Annotated in this window: 19 protein-coding genes; 7 read left to right on the top strand and 12 right to left on the bottom strand. The window is 57.0% G+C overall.

Annotated features, from left to right (window positions below):
- The first annotated feature begins 144 nt into the window (after nt 1-144).
- A complete protein-coding gene (locus ACP7BO_RS05095; protein ID WP_003441459.1) occupies nt 145-333 on the top strand; it encodes a hypothetical protein in 189 nt (62 codons plus the stop codon).
- Here ACP7BO_RS05095 and ACP7BO_RS05090 read toward each other — a convergent pair.
- Both ACP7BO_RS05090 and ACP7BO_RS05085 read right to left on the bottom strand, forming a co-directional pair.
- A complete protein-coding gene (locus tag ACP7BO_RS05090) occupies nt 330-713 on the bottom strand; it encodes a hypothetical protein (protein WP_060694140.1) in 384 nt (127 codons plus the stop codon). The two genes, ACP7BO_RS05095 and ACP7BO_RS05090, sit on opposite strands and share 4 nt — an antisense overlap.
- A 223-nt stretch (nt 714-936) precedes the next feature.
- Nucleotides 937-1926, bottom strand: a complete 990-nt coding sequence (locus ACP7BO_RS05085; RefSeq protein WP_426208967.1) for a FecR family protein — start codon at nt 1924-1926, stop codon at nt 937-939.
- A gap of 164 nt (nt 1927-2090) precedes the next feature.
- On the opposite strand from ACP7BO_RS05085, the gene ACP7BO_RS05080 reads away from it, so the two are divergent.
- Nucleotides 2091-2375, top strand: coding sequence for a PepSY domain-containing protein (locus ACP7BO_RS05080; protein WP_060694136.1), 285 nt, complete (start codon nt 2091-2093; stop codon nt 2373-2375).
- Between the two features lie 73 nt (nt 2376-2448).
- Here ACP7BO_RS05080 and ACP7BO_RS05075 read toward each other — a convergent pair whose 3' ends face one another.
- The 3 genes from ACP7BO_RS05075 to ACP7BO_RS05065 form a co-directional block, all read right to left on the bottom strand.
- Nucleotides 2449-3003, bottom strand: coding sequence for a GNAT family N-acetyltransferase (locus ACP7BO_RS05075; protein WP_426208964.1), 555 nt, complete (start codon nt 3001-3003; stop codon nt 2449-2451).
- A 106-nt stretch (nt 3004-3109) separates the two neighbouring features.
- Entirely contained in the window at nt 3110-3367 is a 258-nt protein-coding gene (locus tag ACP7BO_RS05070; protein ID WP_397454417.1) for a DUF2790 domain-containing protein, read from the bottom strand.
- Nucleotides 3368-3652: 285 nt separating this feature from the next.
- Nucleotides 3653-3907 carry a DUF2790 domain-containing protein gene (locus ACP7BO_RS05065; RefSeq protein ID WP_426208962.1) on the bottom strand — a complete coding sequence of 85 codons (255 nt, stop codon included), beginning with the start codon at nt 3905-3907 and terminating at the stop codon, nt 3653-3655.
- A gap of 296 nt (nt 3908-4203) precedes the next feature.
- Here ACP7BO_RS05065 and zapE point away from each other — a divergent pair, with 296 nt between their 5' ends.
- Complete coding sequence (gene zapE / locus ACP7BO_RS05060; protein ID WP_426208960.1) at nt 4204-5322, top strand: cell division protein ZapE; 1119 nt, start codon at nt 4204-4206, stop codon at nt 5320-5322.
- Nucleotides 5323-5418: 96 nt separating this feature from the next.
- Here zapE and dkgB read toward each other — a convergent pair whose 3' ends face one another.
- The 4 genes from dkgB to ACP7BO_RS05040 form a co-directional block, all read right to left on the bottom strand.
- Nucleotides 5419-6222, bottom strand: coding sequence for a 2,5-didehydrogluconate reductase DkgB (gene dkgB, locus ACP7BO_RS05055; RefSeq protein ID WP_397454414.1), 804 nt, complete (start codon nt 6220-6222; stop codon nt 5419-5421).
- 218 nt (nt 6223-6440) lie between these two features.
- Nucleotides 6441-7847, bottom strand: a complete 1407-nt coding sequence (locus tag ACP7BO_RS05050; RefSeq protein ID WP_426208958.1) for an efflux transporter outer membrane subunit — start codon at nt 7845-7847, stop codon at nt 6441-6443.
- A 4-nt stretch (nt 7848-7851) separates the two neighbouring features.
- The gene (locus tag ACP7BO_RS05045) at nt 7852-9822 is read right to left on the bottom strand and encodes a MacB family efflux pump subunit (RefSeq protein ID WP_426208956.1); all 1971 of its coding nucleotides are present in this window, start codon (nt 9820-9822) and stop codon (nt 7852-7854) included.
- A complete protein-coding gene (locus tag ACP7BO_RS05040) occupies nt 9823-10995 on the bottom strand; it encodes an efflux RND transporter periplasmic adaptor subunit (protein ID WP_426208954.1) in 1173 nt (390 codons plus the stop codon).
- Between the two features lie 307 nt (nt 10996-11302).
- Here ACP7BO_RS05040 and ACP7BO_RS05035 point away from each other — a divergent pair, with 307 nt between their 5' ends.
- From ACP7BO_RS05035 to ACP7BO_RS05020, 4 genes are all read left to right on the top strand, one after another.
- Nucleotides 11303-11785 (top strand): sigma-70 family RNA polymerase sigma factor, encoded by a 483-nt coding sequence (locus ACP7BO_RS05035; RefSeq protein WP_397454410.1) that lies wholly within the window; start codon nt 11303-11305, stop codon nt 11783-11785.
- Nucleotides 11786-12734: 949 nt separating this feature from the next.
- Nucleotides 12735-15497, top strand: coding sequence for a magnesium-translocating P-type ATPase (gene mgtA, locus ACP7BO_RS05030; RefSeq protein ID WP_426208952.1), 2763 nt, complete (start codon nt 12735-12737; stop codon nt 15495-15497).
- 240 nt (nt 15498-15737) lie between these two features.
- Nucleotides 15738-16067 carry a hypothetical protein gene (locus tag ACP7BO_RS05025; protein ID WP_397454408.1) on the top strand — a complete coding sequence of 110 codons (330 nt, stop codon included), beginning with the start codon at nt 15738-15740 and terminating at the stop codon, nt 16065-16067.
- 93 nt (nt 16068-16160) lie between these two features.
- Nucleotides 16161-16646 carry a GNAT family N-acetyltransferase gene (locus tag ACP7BO_RS05020; protein ID WP_397454407.1) on the top strand — a complete coding sequence of 162 codons (486 nt, stop codon included), beginning with the start codon at nt 16161-16163 and terminating at the stop codon, nt 16644-16646.
- 61 nt (nt 16647-16707) lie between these two features.
- Here the strand turns inward: ACP7BO_RS05020 and ACP7BO_RS05015 are convergent, their stop codons facing one another.
- The 3 genes from ACP7BO_RS05015 to ACP7BO_RS05005 all read right to left on the bottom strand — a co-directional run bounded on the left by ACP7BO_RS05015 (nt 16708) and on the right by ACP7BO_RS05005 (nt 21185).
- The gene (locus ACP7BO_RS05015) at nt 16708-18945 is read right to left on the bottom strand and encodes a TonB-dependent siderophore receptor (RefSeq protein ID WP_426208949.1); all 2238 of its coding nucleotides are present in this window, start codon (nt 18943-18945) and stop codon (nt 16708-16710) included.
- A gap of 156 nt (nt 18946-19101) precedes the next feature.
- Nucleotides 19102-20844 carry a phosphoethanolamine transferase CptA gene (locus tag ACP7BO_RS05010; protein WP_060694111.1) on the bottom strand — a complete coding sequence of 581 codons (1743 nt, stop codon included), beginning with the start codon at nt 20842-20844 and terminating at the stop codon, nt 19102-19104.
- A gap of 173 nt (nt 20845-21017) precedes the next feature.
- Nucleotides 21018-21185, bottom strand: a complete 168-nt coding sequence (locus ACP7BO_RS05005) for a DUF6026 family protein (RefSeq protein ID WP_397454405.1) — start codon at nt 21183-21185, stop codon at nt 21018-21020.
- Between the last annotated feature and the right edge of the window lie 258 nt (nt 21186-21443).

Raw genomic sequence — 21443 nt, 5'->3', positions numbered from 1 at the left:
CAATCCTCAAGGTTATCGCCAGGGAGCTAAAAAGCGTCCCCGGCTGTAAGATGAGACCACGGTTGTTTCAAATCATCTCCGCAAACCCGACATATTTGTTAAATTTCCGGCTGACGTTTTTAGCCTCACTTTCAGGAACAGGTAATGACCTCTTCACAGCGCTTGAAATATTCGATTCTGATTTCACTGGTGGTTCTGGGGATCATGTTCGGTCTTTCGTATATGCAAAACGCCGGCATGATCTCCGAGAAAATGTTCCAGTACATTGCCATTGGCGTGGCAGTGGTTGTTGTGGTGATCAACGGTGTGATGCGCCGCAAGACCAAGATCTAAGCGTCGATCCTGGCAGTCAGAACCGCTTCAGCCTGTGGATGCAGGCTGTAGCTTTTATCGTTGTTAAGCACCACCACCCCCTCGCTGCAAAGGCGCTTGAGCACCTCGCGCACACTCAGAAATGACAGTGGAATATCCAGTGCCAGCAAGTGACTGTGCATGCCGCGCACCCCCAGCCGGCGATCGCTCCCAACTGTTGTCAGCAACGCATCGATGACCTTGAGTCGCACCAGGCTGGTACGCAGCCCGAAGCATTTAAGTAAGTGGCGGATCCGTTCGTTGCCTTGCAATGGCGCAAGCGCTTCCAGCAACCCGGGGTCAGGCTGGAAAACGGACTCACGATGATGTTGGCCGTCCGTTGGCATTTGCTGGTTTGGCATGCAAAAAACTCCTTTTCAGAGCCTGATCAGGAAAATAAAAAAGTGCTCTTAGTTAACTAGACGAATGAGCGGGGTAAATCATGAACACCGGGATGTGGAAAATTTGTCGTGAAATCGTCGGGCTCACGCAAAGGCCCCGTGTGGCCGGGGGGTGACCGATTATTAATTTTTTTTAATCTGCTTCGTTTTCAGTACAGGCTCTAGCCGGGTGGTGGCTTTGAGCCTAGCTGCCTGGTCGGCCGTTGATTACCGGCTTGCCGTCCTGGTTCAGGCTCAGGTACACCGGCAACACCTTGGGCAGGGACGTCACCAACTGGTTGATGTCATGGGTATTGAACACCCCGCCAATGCGCAGTTTGCCGGTGGCGTTGTCGGCCAGTACCAGGGGCACGTCCAGATAGCGGTTGATCAAGGGCAGGGCATCGGCCAGGGTCAGGTTGTCCAGCACCAGCTTGCCGTTGCGCCACGCCAGGTCCGGAGTGTCGGCATAGGTCTGGCTGATTTGTGGCGTGTAGTCGCCCGCTTTATAGCGGGCCTGCATCCCCGGTTCGAGACGCAGGCCGTCACCACTCAGGTTCTGGTTGCCGGTCACCAGCACCGAGCCTTCGAGCAGCGTCACCCGCACCTGGTCTTCATACCTCCACACATTGAACTGTGTGCCGGTGACTCGAATGCGTCCTTCGGCTGCCTGCACCACGAACGGGTGGGAAGCATCGTGGCGCACCTTGAAAAAAGCTTCGCCCTTGGTCAGGTTCACCCGGCGCTGGTCTTTGTAGTTGCTGAAGGTCAGTTGCGTACCGAGATTAAGCTCTACCTGACTGCCGTCGGGCAGGGTTACGGTTTTCATACTGCTGCTGGCTTCAAGGCGCTCGTAAGCGTTGGGCACCCAGCCCAATTGCCAGCCGCTGTAAGCGGCCAGCGGAAGCGCTAGCAGGGTGATAGCAGCCGCGATGCCCAAACGGCGCCAAGTGCTGTGAGGTTGGCGGCCAGGCAGTGCAATGACCTTGGCAGGACGTGGCAAATGTTCGCTGACATCCCAGATGTCGAGCATGGCTTCATATTCAAGCGCGTGCAGAGGGTCAGCCTTGAGCCACACAGCGAAGGCTTCACGTTCCTGTTCAGTGCAATCGGGCTCGTGCAAGCGCATGCACCACTGAGCGGCAGCTTCGGTGATGGCATCATCTTGGGTGTGTGTGTGGCGTGTTTCGCTCATTGGTTCTCCTGGGTGCCGGGCATTCTAACTCTGCGCGTGAATTAACGAGAGCATGAGCCATGTCAAAATCAGGCCATTTAGCCCTATGGACGTTTTTATATCTGCTACGGTTGTTCCAGTCACATCCAGTACCAGACGCAACATCAATTAATGGAGTTAAGACAATGTTGAAGAAAACCTTTGCTGCTGCGATCACTGCCGCTGTTCTGTTGAGCTCCGGCGCTGCGATGGCTGCTGCCACTCCTGGCCCGAACTGGGCATTCTCCAAAGAAGCAGTAGAAGTGCTTCAGGGCAAGAATGGCTACACCGTGATCAAGAAAATCGAGCTGGAAAATCCGGCTGCAGGCATCTGGAAAGCAGAGGGCCTGAAGAAAATTGACGGCGTGGAAGTCGAGGTCGAAACCACTTTTGACCATAACGGCAAAGTGATTTCCGAGAAAAAAGACTGATTCTGACGTCTTTCACGAACCGCTTGCCAAGCGCTTCGAGCCCGATCCTGCCTGTGCAGGGTCGGGCTTTGTTTTAGGTGCGGTGGCGCTGAGCCAGCCATTGCTCGCGGGTTATTTCCCATAGGTCGCTAGCAAACCTGCCACTGACAAAGTCGCTTTCTTCGCTGCTCACCAGGCTCATCCCGCCGCGCTCCGAGATTCGCCTCGATCCCACGTTAGGTGCGGCCTTTGGCACACGCATCAGCGGGCGTCCCAGGGTCTCAAACCAGAAACTGTCCACGACTTCGCAGGCCTCGCTCATCAAACCCTGACCCTGCCAGGGCGGTGACAGCCAGAACCCCCGGTGGTTATCAACCTGATCCATCAGGCTGATGCTGCCAATCACATCGTCGGGGCGCGAGCGCAAACGTATCGTCCAGTGCCACTCCGTGCCGCGGGCCATTGCCGGTAAGGCGACATCCCGCACATAGCTCAGCGCACCGTCGTCAGGGTAGGGCCAGGGCACAGCAGCGTTCAGGTAGCGCACCACCTCCCAGTGCGCGAAGCGCTCCTGAATTGCCGCCGCATCCCCGAGGGTCAGTGGCTGCAGCAATAATTGCCGGGTGCGTAAGGTGGGGGGCGCTTGCATGAGCAATGCTTCCTTGCCGTAAATGAGCGTCGAGATTACCCCTCAATACCCCCCACAAAAAAGCCCCCGTACAACGGGGGCTGGTCTGGAGCCTGGCGCGGGGGTATTAGCCGTTACTGCAGCCATTGCCCATCACGCGGTATTCAAGAATATGACGCTGACCCTGATGGTCTTCGTAAGTCATTTGTGCCGGCACCACTTCACAGACATCGTCGGTTGGCGAAACACTGATGACTTTCGCAATATCGAGGTTAGTGGCATAGGTGTAATGTTCTACAACCGGTTGTGGCTGGGCGACTTGAAGTTCATCAGCAGCGGCCAGTGTTGAAAAACCAATCAATGCAAGAGCAATCAAACTTTTCATTGTTGAGACCTTAAAACAATCACGTATCACTGACTTCTATTGCCGTGCCGGCGGTCGAAGTTATTACGCCGTCAGCAGTGCGGCGTAACACGAAGTACCGTGCCCTGTTTCAATGTTGTGGTGAGGGATGAACATAGAATACGCGTCTCCCGTATTGATTAAAGTCAAACCTTTGTCATGCAGTCTTTCCGGATCAGTAATAATCCTGTGTTTTAACCGCCCAATAAAAAGCCCCCTGCAAAGAGGGGGCCCGGGGGTTGCATCCGTGCATGCAACTGCGTGTGCCTAGTGGTTGCTGCAACCGTCACCCATCACCTGGTATTCAAGGGTATGACGCTGACCATGAGAGTCTTCATAGGTCATTTGCGCCGGTACGACTTCACACACATCAGGGATACTGGACAGGCTGATCACTTTCGCAATGTCCAGTTTCGACCCGTAGTTGTAATGTTCGACCGACGAGGGTTCAACCGTTGAACTTCCACTGGCCAGTGCCAGGCTGGCAAAACCGGCAAGGAATAACGCAATTAAAGTTTTCATGTAAGTGGCCTCTAAAGTTATCAAACTGACTGACTTCATTTGCCATGCGGGCGGAAAGAAGTTACGGCGCGTGTTGAAGGTTCAATCAGCGTCGTACGAAGTACCGTGGTGTTTCAACTGCTGTTCATTTCACCTGTTCAATAATACGCCTATCCATCAAAGTAAAAAGATCCGATGGCAAAATGCTCTGTTACCGCTCGGGTAACAATGTGGTGGCGGCCAGGAAAATTTCAAGTGCCGAAAGTCGCTGCCTTGCTGGCATACTTGCGCGTCTGATTCCGGAGCCCGTTATCGCAATGAATAGCCCATCCCCCCTCAGTGCCTGGCGACAGGCCGTCGAGCAGCAAGGTTTTGTCCATGATCCCGCTCAATGGCAAGCAGTACAGGCGCTGCAGCACTGCCACGAAGCCCTGCATCAAGGCGCGCGGGAAGTCAGGGGGGTGTACCTGTGGGGGCCGGTGGGCAGAGGCAAAACCTGGTTGATGGATCAGTTTTACCAAAGCTTGCGGGTTGCGGCGCGGCGTCAGCACTTTCATCACTTCATGCAATGGGTGCATCAGCGTCTGTTTCAACTGACCGGTACCGCCGACCCGCTCAAGGTATTGGCCAAGGAGTTGGGCAAAGAGCTCAGGGTCCTGTGTTTTGACGAACTGTTCGTCAATGACATTGGTGACGCCATTATTCTCGGGCGGTTGTTTCAGGTGATGTTTGATGAAGGGGTGGTATTGGTCTGCACCTCCAATCAGCCGCCGGAACAACTTTATAGCCAGGGGCACAATAAAGAACGTTTCGCCCCGGCGATTACCGCCATTCTCAAGCACATGGACATCGTTTCGGTGGATGGCAGCGAGGATCACCGCTTGCATCCCGGCATCGCCAGACAACGCTACTGGGTGACCGGGCCCGGGCAGCCCAGTGTCATGCCGTCAGTGTTTGCAGAGCTGACCCGGGGGCAGGCGGTGAGTGATCAACCGGTTAGTGTTGGACACCGTTCGCTGCGCGTGGTGCAAGCCAGCGATAGCGTGTTGTGGTGCAACTTCCATGAACTGTGCGAGCAGCCGCTGGCCGCCAGTGAGTTCATGGATATCTGCGATCGCTTCAAGGTGATTCTGCTCAGCGAGGTGCCTTGCCTGAGCGCCGAGCAGCGGGAAGGCAAGATCGCCCGTGGCACCGAAGATGGTCCGGTAAAAGTCGAGGCGGGGGATCGTGAACTGCCGCAACTGTCCAGGTTTGACGACAGCGTACGACGTTTTATCGCACTGGTAGATGAGTGCTACGACCGTAAAGTACCAGTGTGCATCGAGGCGCAAGTGCCCATGGATCAGCTGTATACCCTGGGTTACCTGGAGTTTGCCTTTCGCCGCACGCTGAGCCGGCTTCAAGAAATGCAGCTAGAGAGGTTCGGGGCCAATTAGAAATCACGGCGGCAGGAGCGAGCTTGCCTGGCGATAGTTTCAGCCGCATTCCGGCATCATCAGGCAAGCTCGCCGCTGCATATCACCGTGCAGCGATCAATCCCACTTCGGCGCAACGCTTTGCGGGCTGGTCAGGCGATGGCCGCGATCCAGCGCTGCAATCTGCGCCATGTCTTCTTCGCTCAGGGTCAACGCGCAGGCCTTGAGATTGCTCTCCAGGTTGGCCCGCTTGGTGGATGACGGAATCACCGAGTAGCCCAGTTGCATGGCCCACGCCAGGGTCACCTGGGCGCTGGTTGCCCCATGACGATCTGCAATGGCCTTGATCACCGGATCTTTCAGTACCTCGCCGTAGGCCAGCGTCATGTAAGACGTAATATGGATGCCTTTGCTCTGCGCGAACTCAACCACTTTGCGGTTCTGCAGGTACGGGTGCAGTTCAATCTGATTGGTGGCGATGTTCTCGGCACCGACAGCGGCAATGGCTTCTTTCATCAGCGCGATGGTGAAGTTGGAAATGCCGATCTGCCTGGTCAAACCCAGGTTTTTGGCTTCAAGCAGCGCGCCCATGAACTCTGCGACCGGCACCTCGTCGTTCGGTGACGGCCAGTGGATCAGCGTCAGGTCCAGATGGTCGGTGCGCAGTTTTTTCAGACTGTCCTTGAGGCTGGCAATCAGCTGGTCGTGAGCGAAGTTACTGACCCAGATTTTGCTGGTGATAAACAGTTGATCACGGGCTATGCCACTCTCGGCAATGGCCTGGCCGACTTCGGCTTCGTTCTCATAGATCTGCGCGGTGTCGACGGCCCGGTAGCCCAAATCTAGCGCGTTCTTGACTGAGTCAATCACCACCTGGCCTTTAAGACGGAACGTGCCGACGCCGAATGCTGGAACTGTCATGGATAACTCCTTGGAGGTCGTAAGAATCAGACTGAGTATCCTCGCCTTGTTCTGCGGGAAAAACCGCAAGTCAGGCAAAGCACATTTAACCGCAGGTCATGAATCACTGATCCCCTCCGTCATTCAGAGTTCCATCCAGTGGCTTACCGTAACGCTTGTAGGAGCGAGCTTGCTCGCGAGCGTTTACAGACAGCAACAGCTCGCGAGCAAGCTCGCTCCTACAGGTGAGGGATATCCACCTGCCAGCCCCCGCCCAATGCCTTGTACAGCGCAATGCTGGCCTGCAGCCGGGCCAGGCGCAGTTGTACGTTCTGGTCCTGGGCCTGATACAGCGTGCGCTGGGTCTCCAGGACCGTGAGCAATATCTCGGCACCGGCTTTATAGCGGTGTTCGGCAATATCGAATGCCTGCTGTGCCTGTTTCAGTTCTTCGTCTTGCCAGTGCCGTTGTTGGTCCAGACCACTGGCGCTGTTGAGGGCTTTTTCGACGTCGGCAAAAGCGTTGATGATGCTCCCCCGATAGGTCTGCAGCAGCTCTTGCTGGTGCGCCGTGGCTTTGTCGCGCTCGGCGCTGAGGCGGCCGTTATTGAAGATCGGCGCTGCCAGCCCGGCGGTGAGGCTGTAGAACGGGCTGCGCAGGACATCGCTGAAACGGTCTGAACCCGATCCCAGGCTCGCGCTCAGGGTCAGGCCGGGCAGCATGGCCGCTCGCGCTACCCGGATGTCGGCCGCTGCAGCGGCGAGTCTGGCTTCGGCACTGGCGATGTCGGGGCGCCGGGTCAGCAGTTCGCTGGGCAAGCCGCTGCCAATCGATGGCCATTGCAACTGGTCGAACGCAGTGTTGCCCAAAACAAGGCTCTGCACCGGTTGACCTAGCAGCACGGCCAGGGTGATTCGCGCCTCTTGGGCCTGTTGCTCAACCAGTGGCAATTGCCGTTGCTGGCTGGCCACCAGGCTCTTTTGCTGGGCCAGTTCCACGGCTGTGGCCGAGCCTGCGTCATAGCGGGTTTGCACGACATGCATGACGTTCTGTGCGTTGGCCAGATTGAGCCTGGCAATGCGCAGTTGTTCGTTGAAGGCCAGGGTTTGCACATAACTGTTGGCCACGCTGCTGAGCAAGGTCAGCTCGACGGTGGCCTGATCAAATTCGCTGGCCTTGAGCGCCTGTACGGCGCTGTCCCGTGCTGCGGATTTGCCGCCCCAAAAGTCCACTTCATAACTGGCGCTCAGATTGGCGTCAAAATAGTCCACGGCCTTGTTGTCATCGCTGGCATCCAGCTGGCTATAGCCCTTGCCACGTAATAGTTTCTCGCGATTGGCGCTGGAGCCGAATTTCACTTCAGGCATCAGCGGGGCGCCAGCGATCACGGCGCTGGCCCGGGCCTGCTGCACGCGTGCGACGGCGGCTGCGAGGTCGTAGCTGGAGGTACGGGCCTGAGCAATCAGACGGTCAAGGTCCGTGCTGGAAAAATGACTCCACCACAGTCGACTGCCTGCCTGGCTGGCCAGTGCATGGGGCGATTGCCAGCTCGAAGGCGGTAACGGCGCAGGGCTGTTATGGGGCAGGGGCTGACTGCACGCGCTTAGCAGCAGGCAGGCAGTCAGCACGCTCAAGGACAGGTTCATCGAATCATTCACTGGTTAGTGCCGTGACCGGATCGAGCCGGGCAGCTTTGCGGGCCGGCATAAAGCCGAAAATAACGCCAGTCACCAGCGCACAACCAAAGGCGCCGAGGACCGCAAACAGGGAGAACGCCACCGCCACATCGCACAGCAACAGAATGCCACCGACCATGAAGGCCAAGGTGATACCGGTCAGCCCGCCGACCATCGAGAGCATCAGGGCCTCGGTCAGGAACTGGCGCAGAATGTCGCGCTGACGGGCGCCGGTGGCCATGCGGATACCAATTTCACGGGTACGTTCGCGAACGGTCATCAGCATGATATTCATCACTCCGATACCCCCCACCAACAGTGAAATGGCGGCAATCGAACCGAGCATCAGCGACAGGCTATTACGGGTTTTGGCTTCGGCCTGGATCATCGCCGCATTGTTGGTGATCTCGAAATCCCGCGTGCCGTGGTGCAGTTTGAGCATCAACTGCTCGATGGCCTTTTCGGTTTGTCTGACCTTGCTTGCATCGGCAGCCGCGATCACCACGTATTCCGGATTGTGCGTACCGAACAGGCGCACGCTGGCGGCGGAGTAGGGCACCACGATACGCGCGTCACTGTCGGAGTCGCCGGAGCTGGCGCCTTTTTCGGCCAGTACGCCGACCACCCGGAACGGTACGTTCTTCAGCAGGATGTACTGGCCAATAGGGTTGGGTACATCCTTGAGCACTTTGTCCCGGACCTTCTTACCGATCACCGCTACGGCAGCGGCGGCGTCTTCGTCGGCCTGGGTGAAGAAGCTGCCCAGGACCACCGGCCAGTTGAAAATCGCCGGGAAGTCGATGCCATTGCCGCCGGTGTACAGGGTGTGGTCGACGTTCCCGTAACGAACGCCGATTTGCGCGCCGTTGATTGGCATGATCATTTGTACTTGGGGCAGGGTCGAAAGCGCTGCGACGTCGTTGAGGCTAACGATGCCCGGCGGCGCCCGTGGTCTGGGTGGCATACCGCTGAGGTAAATGATGTTGGAGCCGAATGCCCCCATTTCGGCCATGACCTGGCGTTTGCTGCCTTCGCCCACCGCCAGCATCACGACCACCGAGGCCACACCGATAACGATGCCGAGCAAGGTCAGGGCCGTGCGGAAGCGGTTGATCCACATCACTCGCCAGGCCGCCTGAACCGCGTCGACCAGCTCGCCTTTCCAGGCCCCGCGGGCTTCGCTGCCCTCATTAAAACGTTTGCGCAAATCGACGGCTTGCAAGGCGTCAGGGTTGTCGGCTCGCGCAGACGGTTGAGCGCTGGCGCTATCGCTGACCACCTCGCCGTCGCGCACTTCGATGATGCGATTGGCCCGCGCTGCGACTTCGCGGTCGTGGGTAATCAGGATCACCACGTGACCCTGGCTGGCCAGCTCGTCAAGCAGGGCCATGACTTCGGCGCCGCTGTGGCTGTCCAGAGCGCCGGTGGGTTCGTCGGCGAGGATGATGTGCCCGCCGTTCATGAGGGCGCGGGCAATCGATACCCGTTGTTGTTGACCGCCGGACAGCTGATGAGGCCGGTTGGCTGTGCGCTCGCCCAGGCCCAGGCGGGCGAGCAGGGCGCCAGCCCGTGCGTGACGCTCGGCGGCGGGCATGCCGGCATAAATGGCCGGCATTTCGACGTTTTCCTGGGCCGACGCCGAGGGGATCAGGTGGTAACCCTGGAACACAAAGCCGAAGGCTTCGCGGCGTAGCCAGGCCAGTTCGTCACTGTCCAGACGGGCCACGTCTTCACCTGCGAACAAATAGCGCCCTGAGGTCGGGCGGTCGAGGCAGCCCAGAATGTTCATCAGGGTGGATTTGCCCGAGCCCGAGGCTCCGACAATCGCCACGAACTCTCCGGCATGGATCGACAGGCTAATCCCTTTGAGTACGTGAACTTCGGGCGTCTCGATGCCGCCGTAGACCTTGCGGATAGCTTGCAGGTCGATCAGGGGAGTGGGCATTCAGCCTCCGTTACCGGTGGCGGGGCCGATGAGCAGGTGATCGCCTTCGTTCAAGCCATCGATAATTTCTACCCGCAAGCGGTCACTGATTCCGGTGCGGATCTCGCGGGACTGGATTTTGCCGTCTTTGCTCACGATACGGGCGGTTTGCCGGTTGCTTTCAGAGCTGCCCTGTAAGGCAATGATGGGGGCCAGCAATACGTCTTTGGCCTGGCCGGCGACGAAAAACACCTGGGCAGTCATTTCGGGCATCAACCCCTGGTCGGTGTTGTCGACGTCGAGCAGTACGGTGTAAAGCACCACGCGCGCGCTGCCGCTTTTACCTGCGCCCGAAGGGCTGCCACCGCCCTGGCTGGCCTCATTAAGAGGTTTGGGTGGTACGGGCAAAATCTGCCGTACCCGGGTGTTCCAGCGCCGGTTAGCCCCACTCAGGGTGGTGAAATACGCTGGCATGCCCGGTTTGACGTAGCCGATATCTGCTTCCGAGACTTCTGCCCAGACGGTCATGGCCGAGAGTTTGGCAATGCGCAGAATCAGCGGTGTTTGCTGTTGGGCATTGAGGGTTTGGCCTTCGCGTGCATCCAGTGCCACCACGGTGCCGGAGATGGGCGCGTAGATACGGGTGTAGCCCAGTTCTGCTTCGTCACTGCGCAAACTGGCCTGGGCCTGAAGGATTTGCGCTTGGACCATGTCGGTCCGTGCCTGGGTGGTACGCACTTCAGCGAGTGCGCTTTGTATGTCTTCTTCGCGGGTTGCGCCGCCTTTGGCGAGATTCAGCTGGCGCTGATATTTCTGTTTGGCCAGGTCGTACAGTGCGCGCTGTTCCTGTAGCTGAGCCTTGAGGTTTTGCGTGGCAAAACGGCTGGCATCGAGCTTGGCTCGCTGGGTCGCCGGGTCGATCTCGACCAGCAACTGACCTTCCTGGACTTCATCACCGGCATTGACGTGGATTTTGTTGATTTGGCCTGATGCCTGCGCACCCACGTCGACGTATTGGCTCGGTTGCAGGGTGCCGAGGGCCGTCACACTGCTTTCAATATCTGCACGTGTCACAGGGACGGTGTCATACGCTTGGCGACCCGGGGGCATAAATAGCCACGCAGTCAGAACTCCAACGAATAATGCCAACAGGCAGATGAAGAGTGCACGACGGTTGTGTCTCGGGCGTTTCATGCTGGGTTCCGGCCAATAGGAGTCGGCCCGTCGCTACGCTGTTTGAACCGTAAACGGCAAAAGCGAACGCTGTCGGCAAACCGACAGACACGGGAGCTGTTGAGTAAACGAGAGAGTGAATCGAAGATTTAAGTGTTTGTTTTTACGCTTGTTACTTAATGTTTCAGGGTGGTTTTAGCGCTGCAATCTTAAATCTATATGAGAATTGCTATAAATTACATCTGCAAAAGTGCCATCATCATGCCGCTATTGATTCGGCCTGTTTCTGCGCTCATGGAATGTTGCCGCAACCCTGCGGCCAGGAGTCATGTTGGAAAACTACTATCGCGAACTGGTGAAGTTTTTGAGTGCCAGGCTGGGCAATGCCCAGGCGGCAGAAGATGTGGTGCATGACGCCTACGTGCGTGTGCTTGAGCGCGCCAGTGATGAGCCGATCCAGCAGCCGCGTGCATTTCTATACCGCACGGCGCTCAATCTGGTGATTGATGGTCATCGGCGCAACGCTTTGCGTCAGGTTGAACCGCTGGAGGTACTGGACGCCGAGGAGCGCTTTTTCACCCCCTCGCCCCAGGTGTTGATGGACCATCATCAGCGCCTGGACTTGATCCAGCGCGCTCTGGCCGAACTGCCTGCGGCGTGCCGTGACAGCTTTTTACTGCGCAAGCTTGAAGGCTTGTCGCATCCGGAAATTGCCGAGCGCCTCGGCATTTCACGCAGCATGGTTGAGAAGCATATTGTCAACGCCATGAAGCATTGCCGGATTCGTATCAGGCAGTGGGATAAGACCTGAGTTTGATGTGTTTTCGGGCCTGTCGGCGTGGCCAGTATTGTAAGCGGGGATGTCCAGGCCAAGACCACGAACGGTGAGTTTGCCGGGCAGCGTTACGAGGCGCAAAGGCGGGCGCCATGGACTGAATACCTGAGCGTTTTTGACATGAGCCGCGATGACCTCCGTGTCGCTGATACGCCCGGCAAGGCAGTGATATACATGCAGATTTTTGTCAGGCCAGGCATGGCCTGAGTGACCCGCAGCTGCCTGTCTTGCCGATTCGCCCGGGAAGGCTTTCATGTCGCTGTACGCCTGTGACAAGCGCCCCCAGAAGGCTGATTCTGCATTGGATACCAGGGTTTTACTCCCTGTTTTCGGGCCCTTATGTCACTTCATATGAGTGAAACTGAACCCCGCCTGAAGATCCTTCTGATTCACAAAACCGAAGCCTTGCTGCGGTTTACTCTCTAAAACGTCGGGCGTAAGCTGCCGGCGTTTTCATTAATAGCGCAGGCTCTCAGTGGGTAAAAACTCGAGTCACAGTAGTCGGCCGGTTATCAACACCGGCATATTCCCGGCAAGCTAGCGCGCAGATTCCCCTGCCGTTTTCTTGCTGAGTAGCGAGAAGCGGCGTCTTGATCGGGTCAGTAGCGACCCGACCCCGCAAGTTCTCTCATCGACACTGAAACGTGTGTGATCAATGCCCTTGGTGGCAGGTCGCGACATGTCGTACGCGTGTGCCCGCTGCGCCGTTTGGTTGATCGTCAGGGGAAATCGTTATGGGCAACTTCTTTATGCCAATCCGTCGCCGCCATCATCGGCCCGCATTGCCGGGCTGTGTCCGATTGTTCGATTAGACGCGAGCATCTGGTTCGCCCCGGGATTAAAAACCATGAATGACGGTTCCAGATTTAGGCCGTCTGCATAGTCACTCTGAACGGGTGAGTGCAGGCGGCGCAGGAGTAGCACGATGAAACTCACCCTCAAAGAATTCTTCGCCGGCTTTTTGCGCACTCGCCATATCGGCCGGCATTTCCGGCGTCTGGCCTTGCTCGACAGTCTGACCAACACCACGGTCAGCCGTGAAGTGCCTGCGACCCTGGCCCAGACCCTGGTGGCAGCAGCCAACCGCGATAGTGCGGTATTGATCGACAGTCTGGGTACGCATACAGATGGCCTGAGCGAAGCCGAGGCTGAAGCCCTGCGCCAGCAACACGGGCTCAATGAAGTTGAGCACGAACAGCCCCTCAGCCGCTGGGTGCATTTGTGGCACTGCTACAAAAACCCGTTCAATTTGCTGTTGACCTTGCTGGCAGCTGTTTCTCTGGCCACTGATGACATTCAGGCGGCGGTGGTGATTGGCACCATGGTGGTGTTGTCGACGTTGCTGCGGTTTTGGCAAGAAGCCAAGTCCAACAAGGCGGCGGACGCGCTCAAGGCCATGGTGAGTAACACCGCGACGGTCATGCGGCGCGATTTCAGTGCCGACAGCTCGCCAATGTTTGGCAAGTTCTACGGCGCAGCCCAGCAAATCAGAGGCGCGCAACGCATTGAACTGCCGATCAAGCAATTGGTTCCGGGGGATTTGATCGTGTTGTCCGCGGGGGACATGATTCCGGCAGATTGCAGGGTGCTCAGCGCCAAGGACCTGTTTGTCAGCCAGGCGGCGATGACGGGTGAGTCAATGCCGGTCGAGAAATTTTCCCGACAGTTCGACAGCCAGACCAGTAACCCGCTGGAGCTGGAAAATATTCTGTTTATGGGCACCAACGTGGTATCCGGTGCGGCCACGGCAGTTGTACTGACGACCGGCAACAACACCTACTTCGGCGCGCTGGCGCAGCGTGTCGGCGCGACGGACCGTGGTCCTACGTCGTTTCAGACCGGGGTCAACAAGGTCAGCTGGTTGCTGATCCGCTTCATGTTTGTAATGGCGCCGCTGGTTCTGTTCATTAACGGCTTTACCAAGGGCGACTGGACCGAAGCCTTGCTGTTTGCATTGTCGGTGGCCGTTGGCCTGACCCCGGAAATGCTGCCGATGATCGTGACTTCAACCCTGGCCAAAGGTGCAGTGTTTCTGTCGCGTAAAAAAGTCATCGTCAAGCGGCTGGACGCGATCCAGAACTTTGGCGCGATGGATGTACTGTGCACCGATAAAACCGGCACTTTGACCCAGGACAAGATCTTTCTCGCACGGCACGTGGATGTCTGGGGTCAAGAATCCGATGACGTGCTGGAAATGGCTTACCTCAACAGCTACTACCAGACCGGACTGAAAAACCTGCTGGATGTGGCGGTGCTGGAGCATGTTGAGGTGCACCGCGAGTTAAATGTGGGCACTGCCTTTAGCAAGGTGGATGAAATCCCTTTCGACTTCACACGGCGGCGCATGTCGGTAGTCGTGGCCGAGCAGGATCAGCCCCATCTGCTGATCTGCAAAGGTGCTGTCGAAGAGGTGCTGTCAGTGTGCAAAACCGTGCGCCATGGCGAGTCGGAGGAAGCCCTGAGCGACGAGCTGCTGGCGCGTATTCGCCAGGTGACCGCAGCATTTAACGAAGAAGGGTTGCGGGTAGTGGCGGTGGCGGCCAGACCCATGATTACCGGGCGTGACACCTACAACCTGGCAGACGAGCAGGACCTGACGCTGATTGGTTATGTGGCGTTCCTTGATCCGCCTAAAGAGAGCACCGCGCCCGCGCTTAAAGCGTTGGCCGAACACGGGGTTGCGGTAAAAGTCCTGACTGGCGATAACGAACTGGTGACGGCGAAAATTTGCCGGGAAGTGGGCCTGGAGCAACAGGGGCTGCTGATGGGTAACGACATCGAGCGCATGACCGATGCCGAGCTGGCGGTGGCTGTTGAGACCACCAACGTATTTGCCAAACTCACACCCACCCACAAAGAACGCATCGTGCGCTTGCTCAAAGCCAACGGCCATGTGGTTGGCTTTATGGGGGACGGAATCAACGACGCGCCTGCGCTGCGTACGGCGGACATCGGGATTTCAGTGGATAGCGCGGTGGATATTGCCAAGGAAGCGGCGGACATCATCCTTTTGGAGAAAAGCCTGATGGTGCTGGAGGAGGGCGTGCTGGAAGGGCGCCGGACCTTCGCCAACATGCTCAAGTACATAAAAATGACCGCCAGCTCGAACTTCGGCAACGTGTTCTCGGTGTTGGTCGCCAGTGCGTTCATCCCGTTTCTGCCGATGCTGCCCATGCACCTGTTGGTCCAGAACCTGCTGTACGACGTGTCACAAATCGCTATTCCGTTCGATAACGTCGATGAGGAAATGCTGAAAAAACCGCAGCGCTGGCAGCCCGCCGAGGTCGGGCGTTTCATGTTGTTCTTTGGCCCGATCAGCTCGATTTTCGACATTCTGACCTTTGCCTTGATGTGGTACGTGTTTAAAGCCAACACACCTGAGCACCAGACCCTTTTCCAGTCGGGCTGGTTCGTGGTCGGGCTGCTGACTCAAACGCTGATCGTGCACATGATCCGGACGCCAAAAATTCCGTTTCTGCAAAGCCGTGCAGCGATGCCGCTGATGGTCATGACAGGCGTCATCATGGCTGTGGGGATATTCCTGCCGATGGGGCCGCTGGCGGCCTACTTCAAATTGCAGGCGTTGCCGCCACTGTACTTTGTGTTCCTGCCAATGATTTTGTTGGCCTACATGGTGCTGACTCAGGCGGTGAAGGGTTTCTACATCCGCAAATTTGGCTGGCAGTGATGGCGTAGCCGATGGTCAGGAGCATAATGAGGGGGCGTCGCCCGGCGCTCCCTGGAGAAAGACCGGGGCATGGGCCCCGGGCCTGTTTTTGACTTTGTTGCCAGTGTGCAGGTCGTCAAATCAGTGACGAGACAAACGGTGTCTTGAAATGTCCGAAAGTGCACTTATCTGGCGTCGGTACATGCAGTACTGCTGACGTGTTCCGTCTAACAGAATACTTTTGACGATGGTTCAGACATCATGCCCACCAAGTCATTACGAATTTTGATTGCCGACACCGAACCGGCCCAGGCTTTAACCTTAGAAAGGTCGCTCAATGCTGCGGGCTACTACCGCATTGCTCCCTTGTATCACCAGCAGGCGTTAGTGAGCCTGTATGACGCTCAAGCCCATGAGTTTGATTTGTTACTGATCAGCCAGGAGATGGCGGGCGGAGCGGCTGTGGATGTCGAGGCGTATCGCAAGGCCAATGCACAGTTTCGCCACATTCTGATTTATCCGGACGCCGACACCCTGGCGCCGCAAATCGACGCGCTGATGCAAGGCATCGATCCCTCAAGCCATATCTGATCCGGGCACTTGTATGCGTCGCTTGCGGCACGCTAAGGTCTGGTGTCGTCAAAATCGGACACCAAGAACCCAAGTCGTCGAGGAACATACGCAATGTCGGATGTCGTGGTAGTGCAAGCAAACTATACAAACCCGGTACACGCCCAGGCCTTGAGAGACGTATTGAATCACTACGCCAAGGACCCTATGGGCGGCGGTGAGGCGTTGTCGGCGCAGGTACTGGAGCAGTTACCGGCCGAGCTGGCCAAACGTCCCCATGCGTTCAGCGTACTGGCCTTTGTAAATGGCGAGGCGGCAGGACTGGTCAATTGTTTTGAAGGCTTCTCGACCTTTGCCGGCAAGCCATTGGTCAACGTGCACGACGTTTCAGTGGTCGATACATTTCGTGGTCTGGGCCTGAGTCAGAAGATGCTGCTCAAGGTAGAAGAAATTGCCCGTGAGCGTGACTGCTGCAAGATCACCCTTGAAGTGCTTGAGGGCAACCCGGTAGCTCAAGGTTCATACAGGAAATTCGGTTTCAGTGAGGGGCAACTCGACCCTGCATATGGTCGCATGTTGTTCTGGAATAAATATTTGTAAGGCTAAACCTTGATAGCCGCTGCCGCAGAACGCGGCAGCAGTTACAAAAGCCTGTCGCTGGTTAGAGCGTCCACTCCAGGCCCAGGCTAACGGTCCGTGGATCACCCCAGAACACGCCGTTATAGAAACCGACGTTTTCGTAGTACTTCTGATCCAGCAGGTTCTTCACGTTCAAAGTGGCCGAGACGTGTTTGTCGAACTCGTAGCGGGCCATCAGATCGACGAGGGTGTAGGACTTTTGGGTAATGTCTTCCTTGAACGTAACCGGATAGCCCTTGGCGTCTTTCTCTGCGGTCGGACGATTGGCCGCGCGGTAGATATCGCTTTGCCAGTTGACGGCAGCCCCCACGGTCATGGCCTTCCATTCGGCCGGCAGGCGGTAGGTGGTCGACACCTTTATCAGGTTCAAGGGTGCCGCGGTGTTCATCCGCTTGCCCGCAGCGTTACGTGAGTGGGTGTAGGTGTACCCGGCCATCATGTTCCAGTCACGCATTACTTCACCGGCCAGCTCGATTTCGAAACCGTTGACCTTATTGCCCTTGCCCCCGGATTTGTAATATTGCTCGCCGTTGGGCCCGCGGGGTGCCGAGTCATCGATTTCCGGCACGTTATCCTGTTTGCTCCAGAACACGGCCGATGACAGGTTGAGCCGCTCATGAAGGAAGCTGCCCTTGAGCCCCAGCTCATAGTTACTGCCCACAACGGGTTCCAGGTAGGAGTCGCTAATATCCTTATTGGTACCCGGCTTGAAAATGTCGGTGTAGCTGACATAGGCCGTCAGCTCTTCGGTGAAGTCATAGAGCACCCCCGCGTAAGGGGTGAGCATGTCGTTGTGGGTCTGAACTTTTTTTGCATGCACCAGCCCTTTGGATGCTTCATCGAACTCAGTGCTGGCGCTCAAGCTTTGCCAGCTGCCATACCGCGTGCCGAGCACGGCATGCCATTGATCGGTCAGGTTAAACCGCGTGGCCAGGTAGCCTGACTTCTGTTTGATGATGTCCCGGGTGCCCTGAATGCCGGTATTAAAGTCCTGATACTTGGCAATTGTGCTCATGTCCCGCCAGTCCGGAATCTGGCGGTAGTTATCTGGGTTGAGTTCAACCATCAAGGGCGAGGTGTTGTCGTTTTTGGCTTCGCCATAACCCAGCATCAGATCATGCTCGCGCCCGAATAACGGGTAGGTGCCCGAGATATTCACATCGATGGCGGTCATTTTTTCCTCACCGATGAAATGGCTGCTAAAAGCCGACATGCCGGTGCCATCGGCATTGGGGAAACCACCGCCGGCGTAGTACACCTTGCCTTCGGCATCACTGGTGCGATGGGTGTAGGCCGCTTTCAGGCGCCAGTCATTGAACAGTCGTTGCTCCAGGGTGGCGAATGCAGTCTTGTCCTTCATGGGCCATGAGCTCCATGACGTGGCCAGGTTGGTTGAGCGCCCAAATCCGGCTTTGTCGCCGGTGCCGGTCCAGTACGGTGTTGTTCCCCAGGATGAACCCTGCACTTGCTTGTCTTGGTAGTCATATCCGACTGCAACTGTGGTGTCGTCTGTCAGGTCGGCTTCCAGAATGCCGTAGGCCACTTCTCGCTTGAGTGCGTAGTTGTCGCGGAACGATTTGCTGTCGCGGTAAGCCAGCACGGTGCGCCCGCGCAAACGCCCGTCAAACGCCAGCGGGCCGCCGACATCCACGTAGCTGTAATAGTCGTCATAGCTGCCCCCGGTGACGCCGGCTTTGGCCTGGAGCTCGCGGGTCGGCCGCTTGCGGATCATGTTGATGGTGCCGGACGGGTCGCCAGCGCCTGTGGTCAGGCCTGTTGCGCCCCGGATGACTTCAATGCGGTCATAGATGATGGTGTCGGCATCAGACTTCATGAAACTGAAGGTGTTGAGCATGCCGTCAATCTGGAAGTTGTTGATGGTATAGCCACGAGACGAATAGCTGACCCGGTCCGAATCGTTGTGTTGCACCACGACACCGGTGGTATGACGCATGGCTTCGGTCAGGGTGTTGAGGTTGAAGTCGTCCATCTCCTGGCGGGTGACCACCGAAATCGACTGCGGCGTTTCGCGGATGCTCAGGTTGAGTTTGGTGGCGGTACTGGTCGAGCCCGTGGTGTAGGAACCGGTGTTCTCAGTCGTTGCACCCAGTCCCTGGGCTGTGATGCTGGTGCTGCCGAGTTCCATTGAGGTGGAACGTGTTTCGTCCTTGATCTCGCTATCAGCCATGAGGCAGGGGCTGATGGTGCTGCTTAGCAGGCCGAGGGTTAACGTCATCGAACGGGTGGTGGGCGCGAACATCGCTGCCGGCTCCTTGTCATTGTTGTGAAGTGGTCTAGTGCTTCAAACGAATGACAAGGGGGCGAATTAGCGCAATCGCGAATGATTGTTGTTTCTGATTGTTTCCAGCAGTGAACTAACACTCAACGGGGAGGTATTAGCTCCCCGTTGTGCTTTTTACTGCGTGGCCACATTACCCGCTGCAGGGGGCTTGGGTTTGATCAGGCTGAAGTCGATCAAGGCTTTTTGCGGGCGCGAGTACGGATCGCCGATCAATTGCGGACGCGCGACAAACTGATCGCTTACCAGGCTCTTTTTATCGTCCAGTTCGTCAGCGCTCAAACCGGCCAGATCTGCCCAGGTGTGGATGAACTGTGAGCTGCTATACGGGCGGCCAAGGTCGCTGGCGAAATTCCAGGTATGGCTTTCACGCCATTTTGGCGAGGCCCAGGCCATGAACGGGATGGTGTACATCGGAGCGGTCGGCTTGGCTTCGTTACGGCCCAGGGTGCTGTGGCCAACCGAATCGAAAACGTCTTCACCGTGATCGGACAGGTACAGCAGGAAGCCGTTGGGGTCGGTTTTGGCGAAGTCCTTGATCAGGCTCGACACCACAAAGTCGTTATACAAAACGGCATTGTCGTAGCTGTTGTAAGTCGGTACCTGGTCATCGGTCAGGCCGGCGGGGACGCCGGTGCGATCGGTGAATTTATCGAAGGTCGGCGGGTAACGGTACTGGTAGCTCATGTGCGTGCCGAGCAGATGAATCACGATCAGCTTGCGTGGCGCGCTGTCGGCCAGGATCTTGTTGAAGGGCTCAATCACGTCGCCGTCATACTGGCGCGCATTCTGGTTACGGTTGTTGTTGAGGTAGACCTGCTGGTCTGCTTGCTCGGAGAACGTGGTGAGCATGGTGTTGCGCTTGGTCATGGTCTGCTGGTTGGTCACCCAGAAGGTTTTGTAACCGGCCTGTTTCATCACGCTGACCAGCGACGGGGTGCTGAGGTACAGGTCCGGGTTTTCTTCATCAGCAAACGTCAGGACTTGTTGCAGTGCTTCGATGGTGTAAGGGCGCGGTGTTACGACGTTGTCGAAAATCGCCAGCTGATCGCGCAATTTATCAAGATTGGGGGTGGTCTCGCGTGGGTAGCCATAAAGGCTCATGCGCTGGCGGTTGGTTGATTCGCCAATGACCAGTACCAGGGTGGTGGGCTTGCCGGCTTCATTGTCCTTGAGGTTGGTCAATGGCGGGATTTTGCTGGCACTGGCGAGCATGCCCTGCATGTTGTCCAGTTGCTCCAGGTAACGGCGATACGCGACCACCATCTGCCATGGCACTGCAGGCTCTATGCGGCTTTCAAAGCTTTCCATGGCCGCGGCCATGGTGTCGTGCTTGATCGATTGTTTGATGATCGGGTAGCCGACAATCGCCACCAGCAAGGCAATGGCTACTGTCCAGGCTTGGGCACGGGGCATGTACACCGGGCGCAAACGGGTCCAGAGGAATACGGCGAAAGCGGTGTGCGCAAGGAACGCCAGCACCATCCACCAGGCGAAGTACTGGGTCATGTATTCGCCGGCTTCAGACACGTTCGACTCGAACATGATGAAGATGACGCTTTGCGAGAATTCTTGCTGGTAGATGAAGAAGTAACCGAGGCTGGCCATGGAACATGCCCACAGCACCACGCCGATGACGGCCGCCATTGCGCGGGTATGCTTTGGGAACATCAGCATGGGTGCCAGCCAGATGGCGCTCATTATGAACGCCTGGCGAAAGCCCGAGAACCCGGAGGTGCCGGTCAGTTGGATCAGCAGTTGGGTAATGCCGGAAAAGTACCAGAAGAAAAGAAATAGCCAGCCGAGTCCGGCCCAGTCAAAACCTTTCGCAGATGTGTTACTGCGTTTGAACATCCCCATACAGCGCTCCAGCTGATAACAACTTGAATCGTCAATGCCGTTTAGCCCGGCACAACAAGTGAGGGCCGCATCACTAATGAGCAGCCACAAAGTGTTGAAGTATTGCTAACGGGATGTGAAAACTTTGTCAGGGATGACGGCGGGCTCTGGCTCGCCGCGTGTTGTGGGGGGGATCAGTCGTGCAGGCTGACGTGGCCAGCCTGGGCACTTTGTAATTGCCGGCGCAATTGTTCGAGTTCCTGGCGCAACTGCACGCACTCCTCTTTGAGTTGCCGCAGCTCATCACGGCGGACGGTGACATAGAGGGTCTGGGCAGGTCGTGCGGACAGTACGGTGGTCATGGTTCACTTCGCCTCTGGCAACTTTATATCGAGTATCCAGATAGCCCGTTGTCGGACATGGATCACTGTCGTGGCCGATTGTGATTTCTTTCTTGAGTGAAGTGAACTTTTAATTTTTTTGCGGTCCAGGCGTGCTCGTTCGTCTTCTGAGTGTATTGAATCGCGAATCTGGGTGGCTGCTTGTGCGAAACTATGCAGCATGCGCTAGGACTAATCCTCAGCCGGGCACCTTAAGCAATGCTGCACTAAGGTGCTGTA

The sequence above is a fragment of the Pseudomonas sp. TWR2-1-1 genome, assembly GCF_049897045.1.
Lineage (GTDB): Bacteria > Pseudomonadota > Gammaproteobacteria > Pseudomonadales > Pseudomonadaceae > Aquipseudomonas > Aquipseudomonas versuta.
Note: the sequence above shows the minus strand (reverse complement) of the source record. Positions and strands in the feature narration are given on the sequence as shown.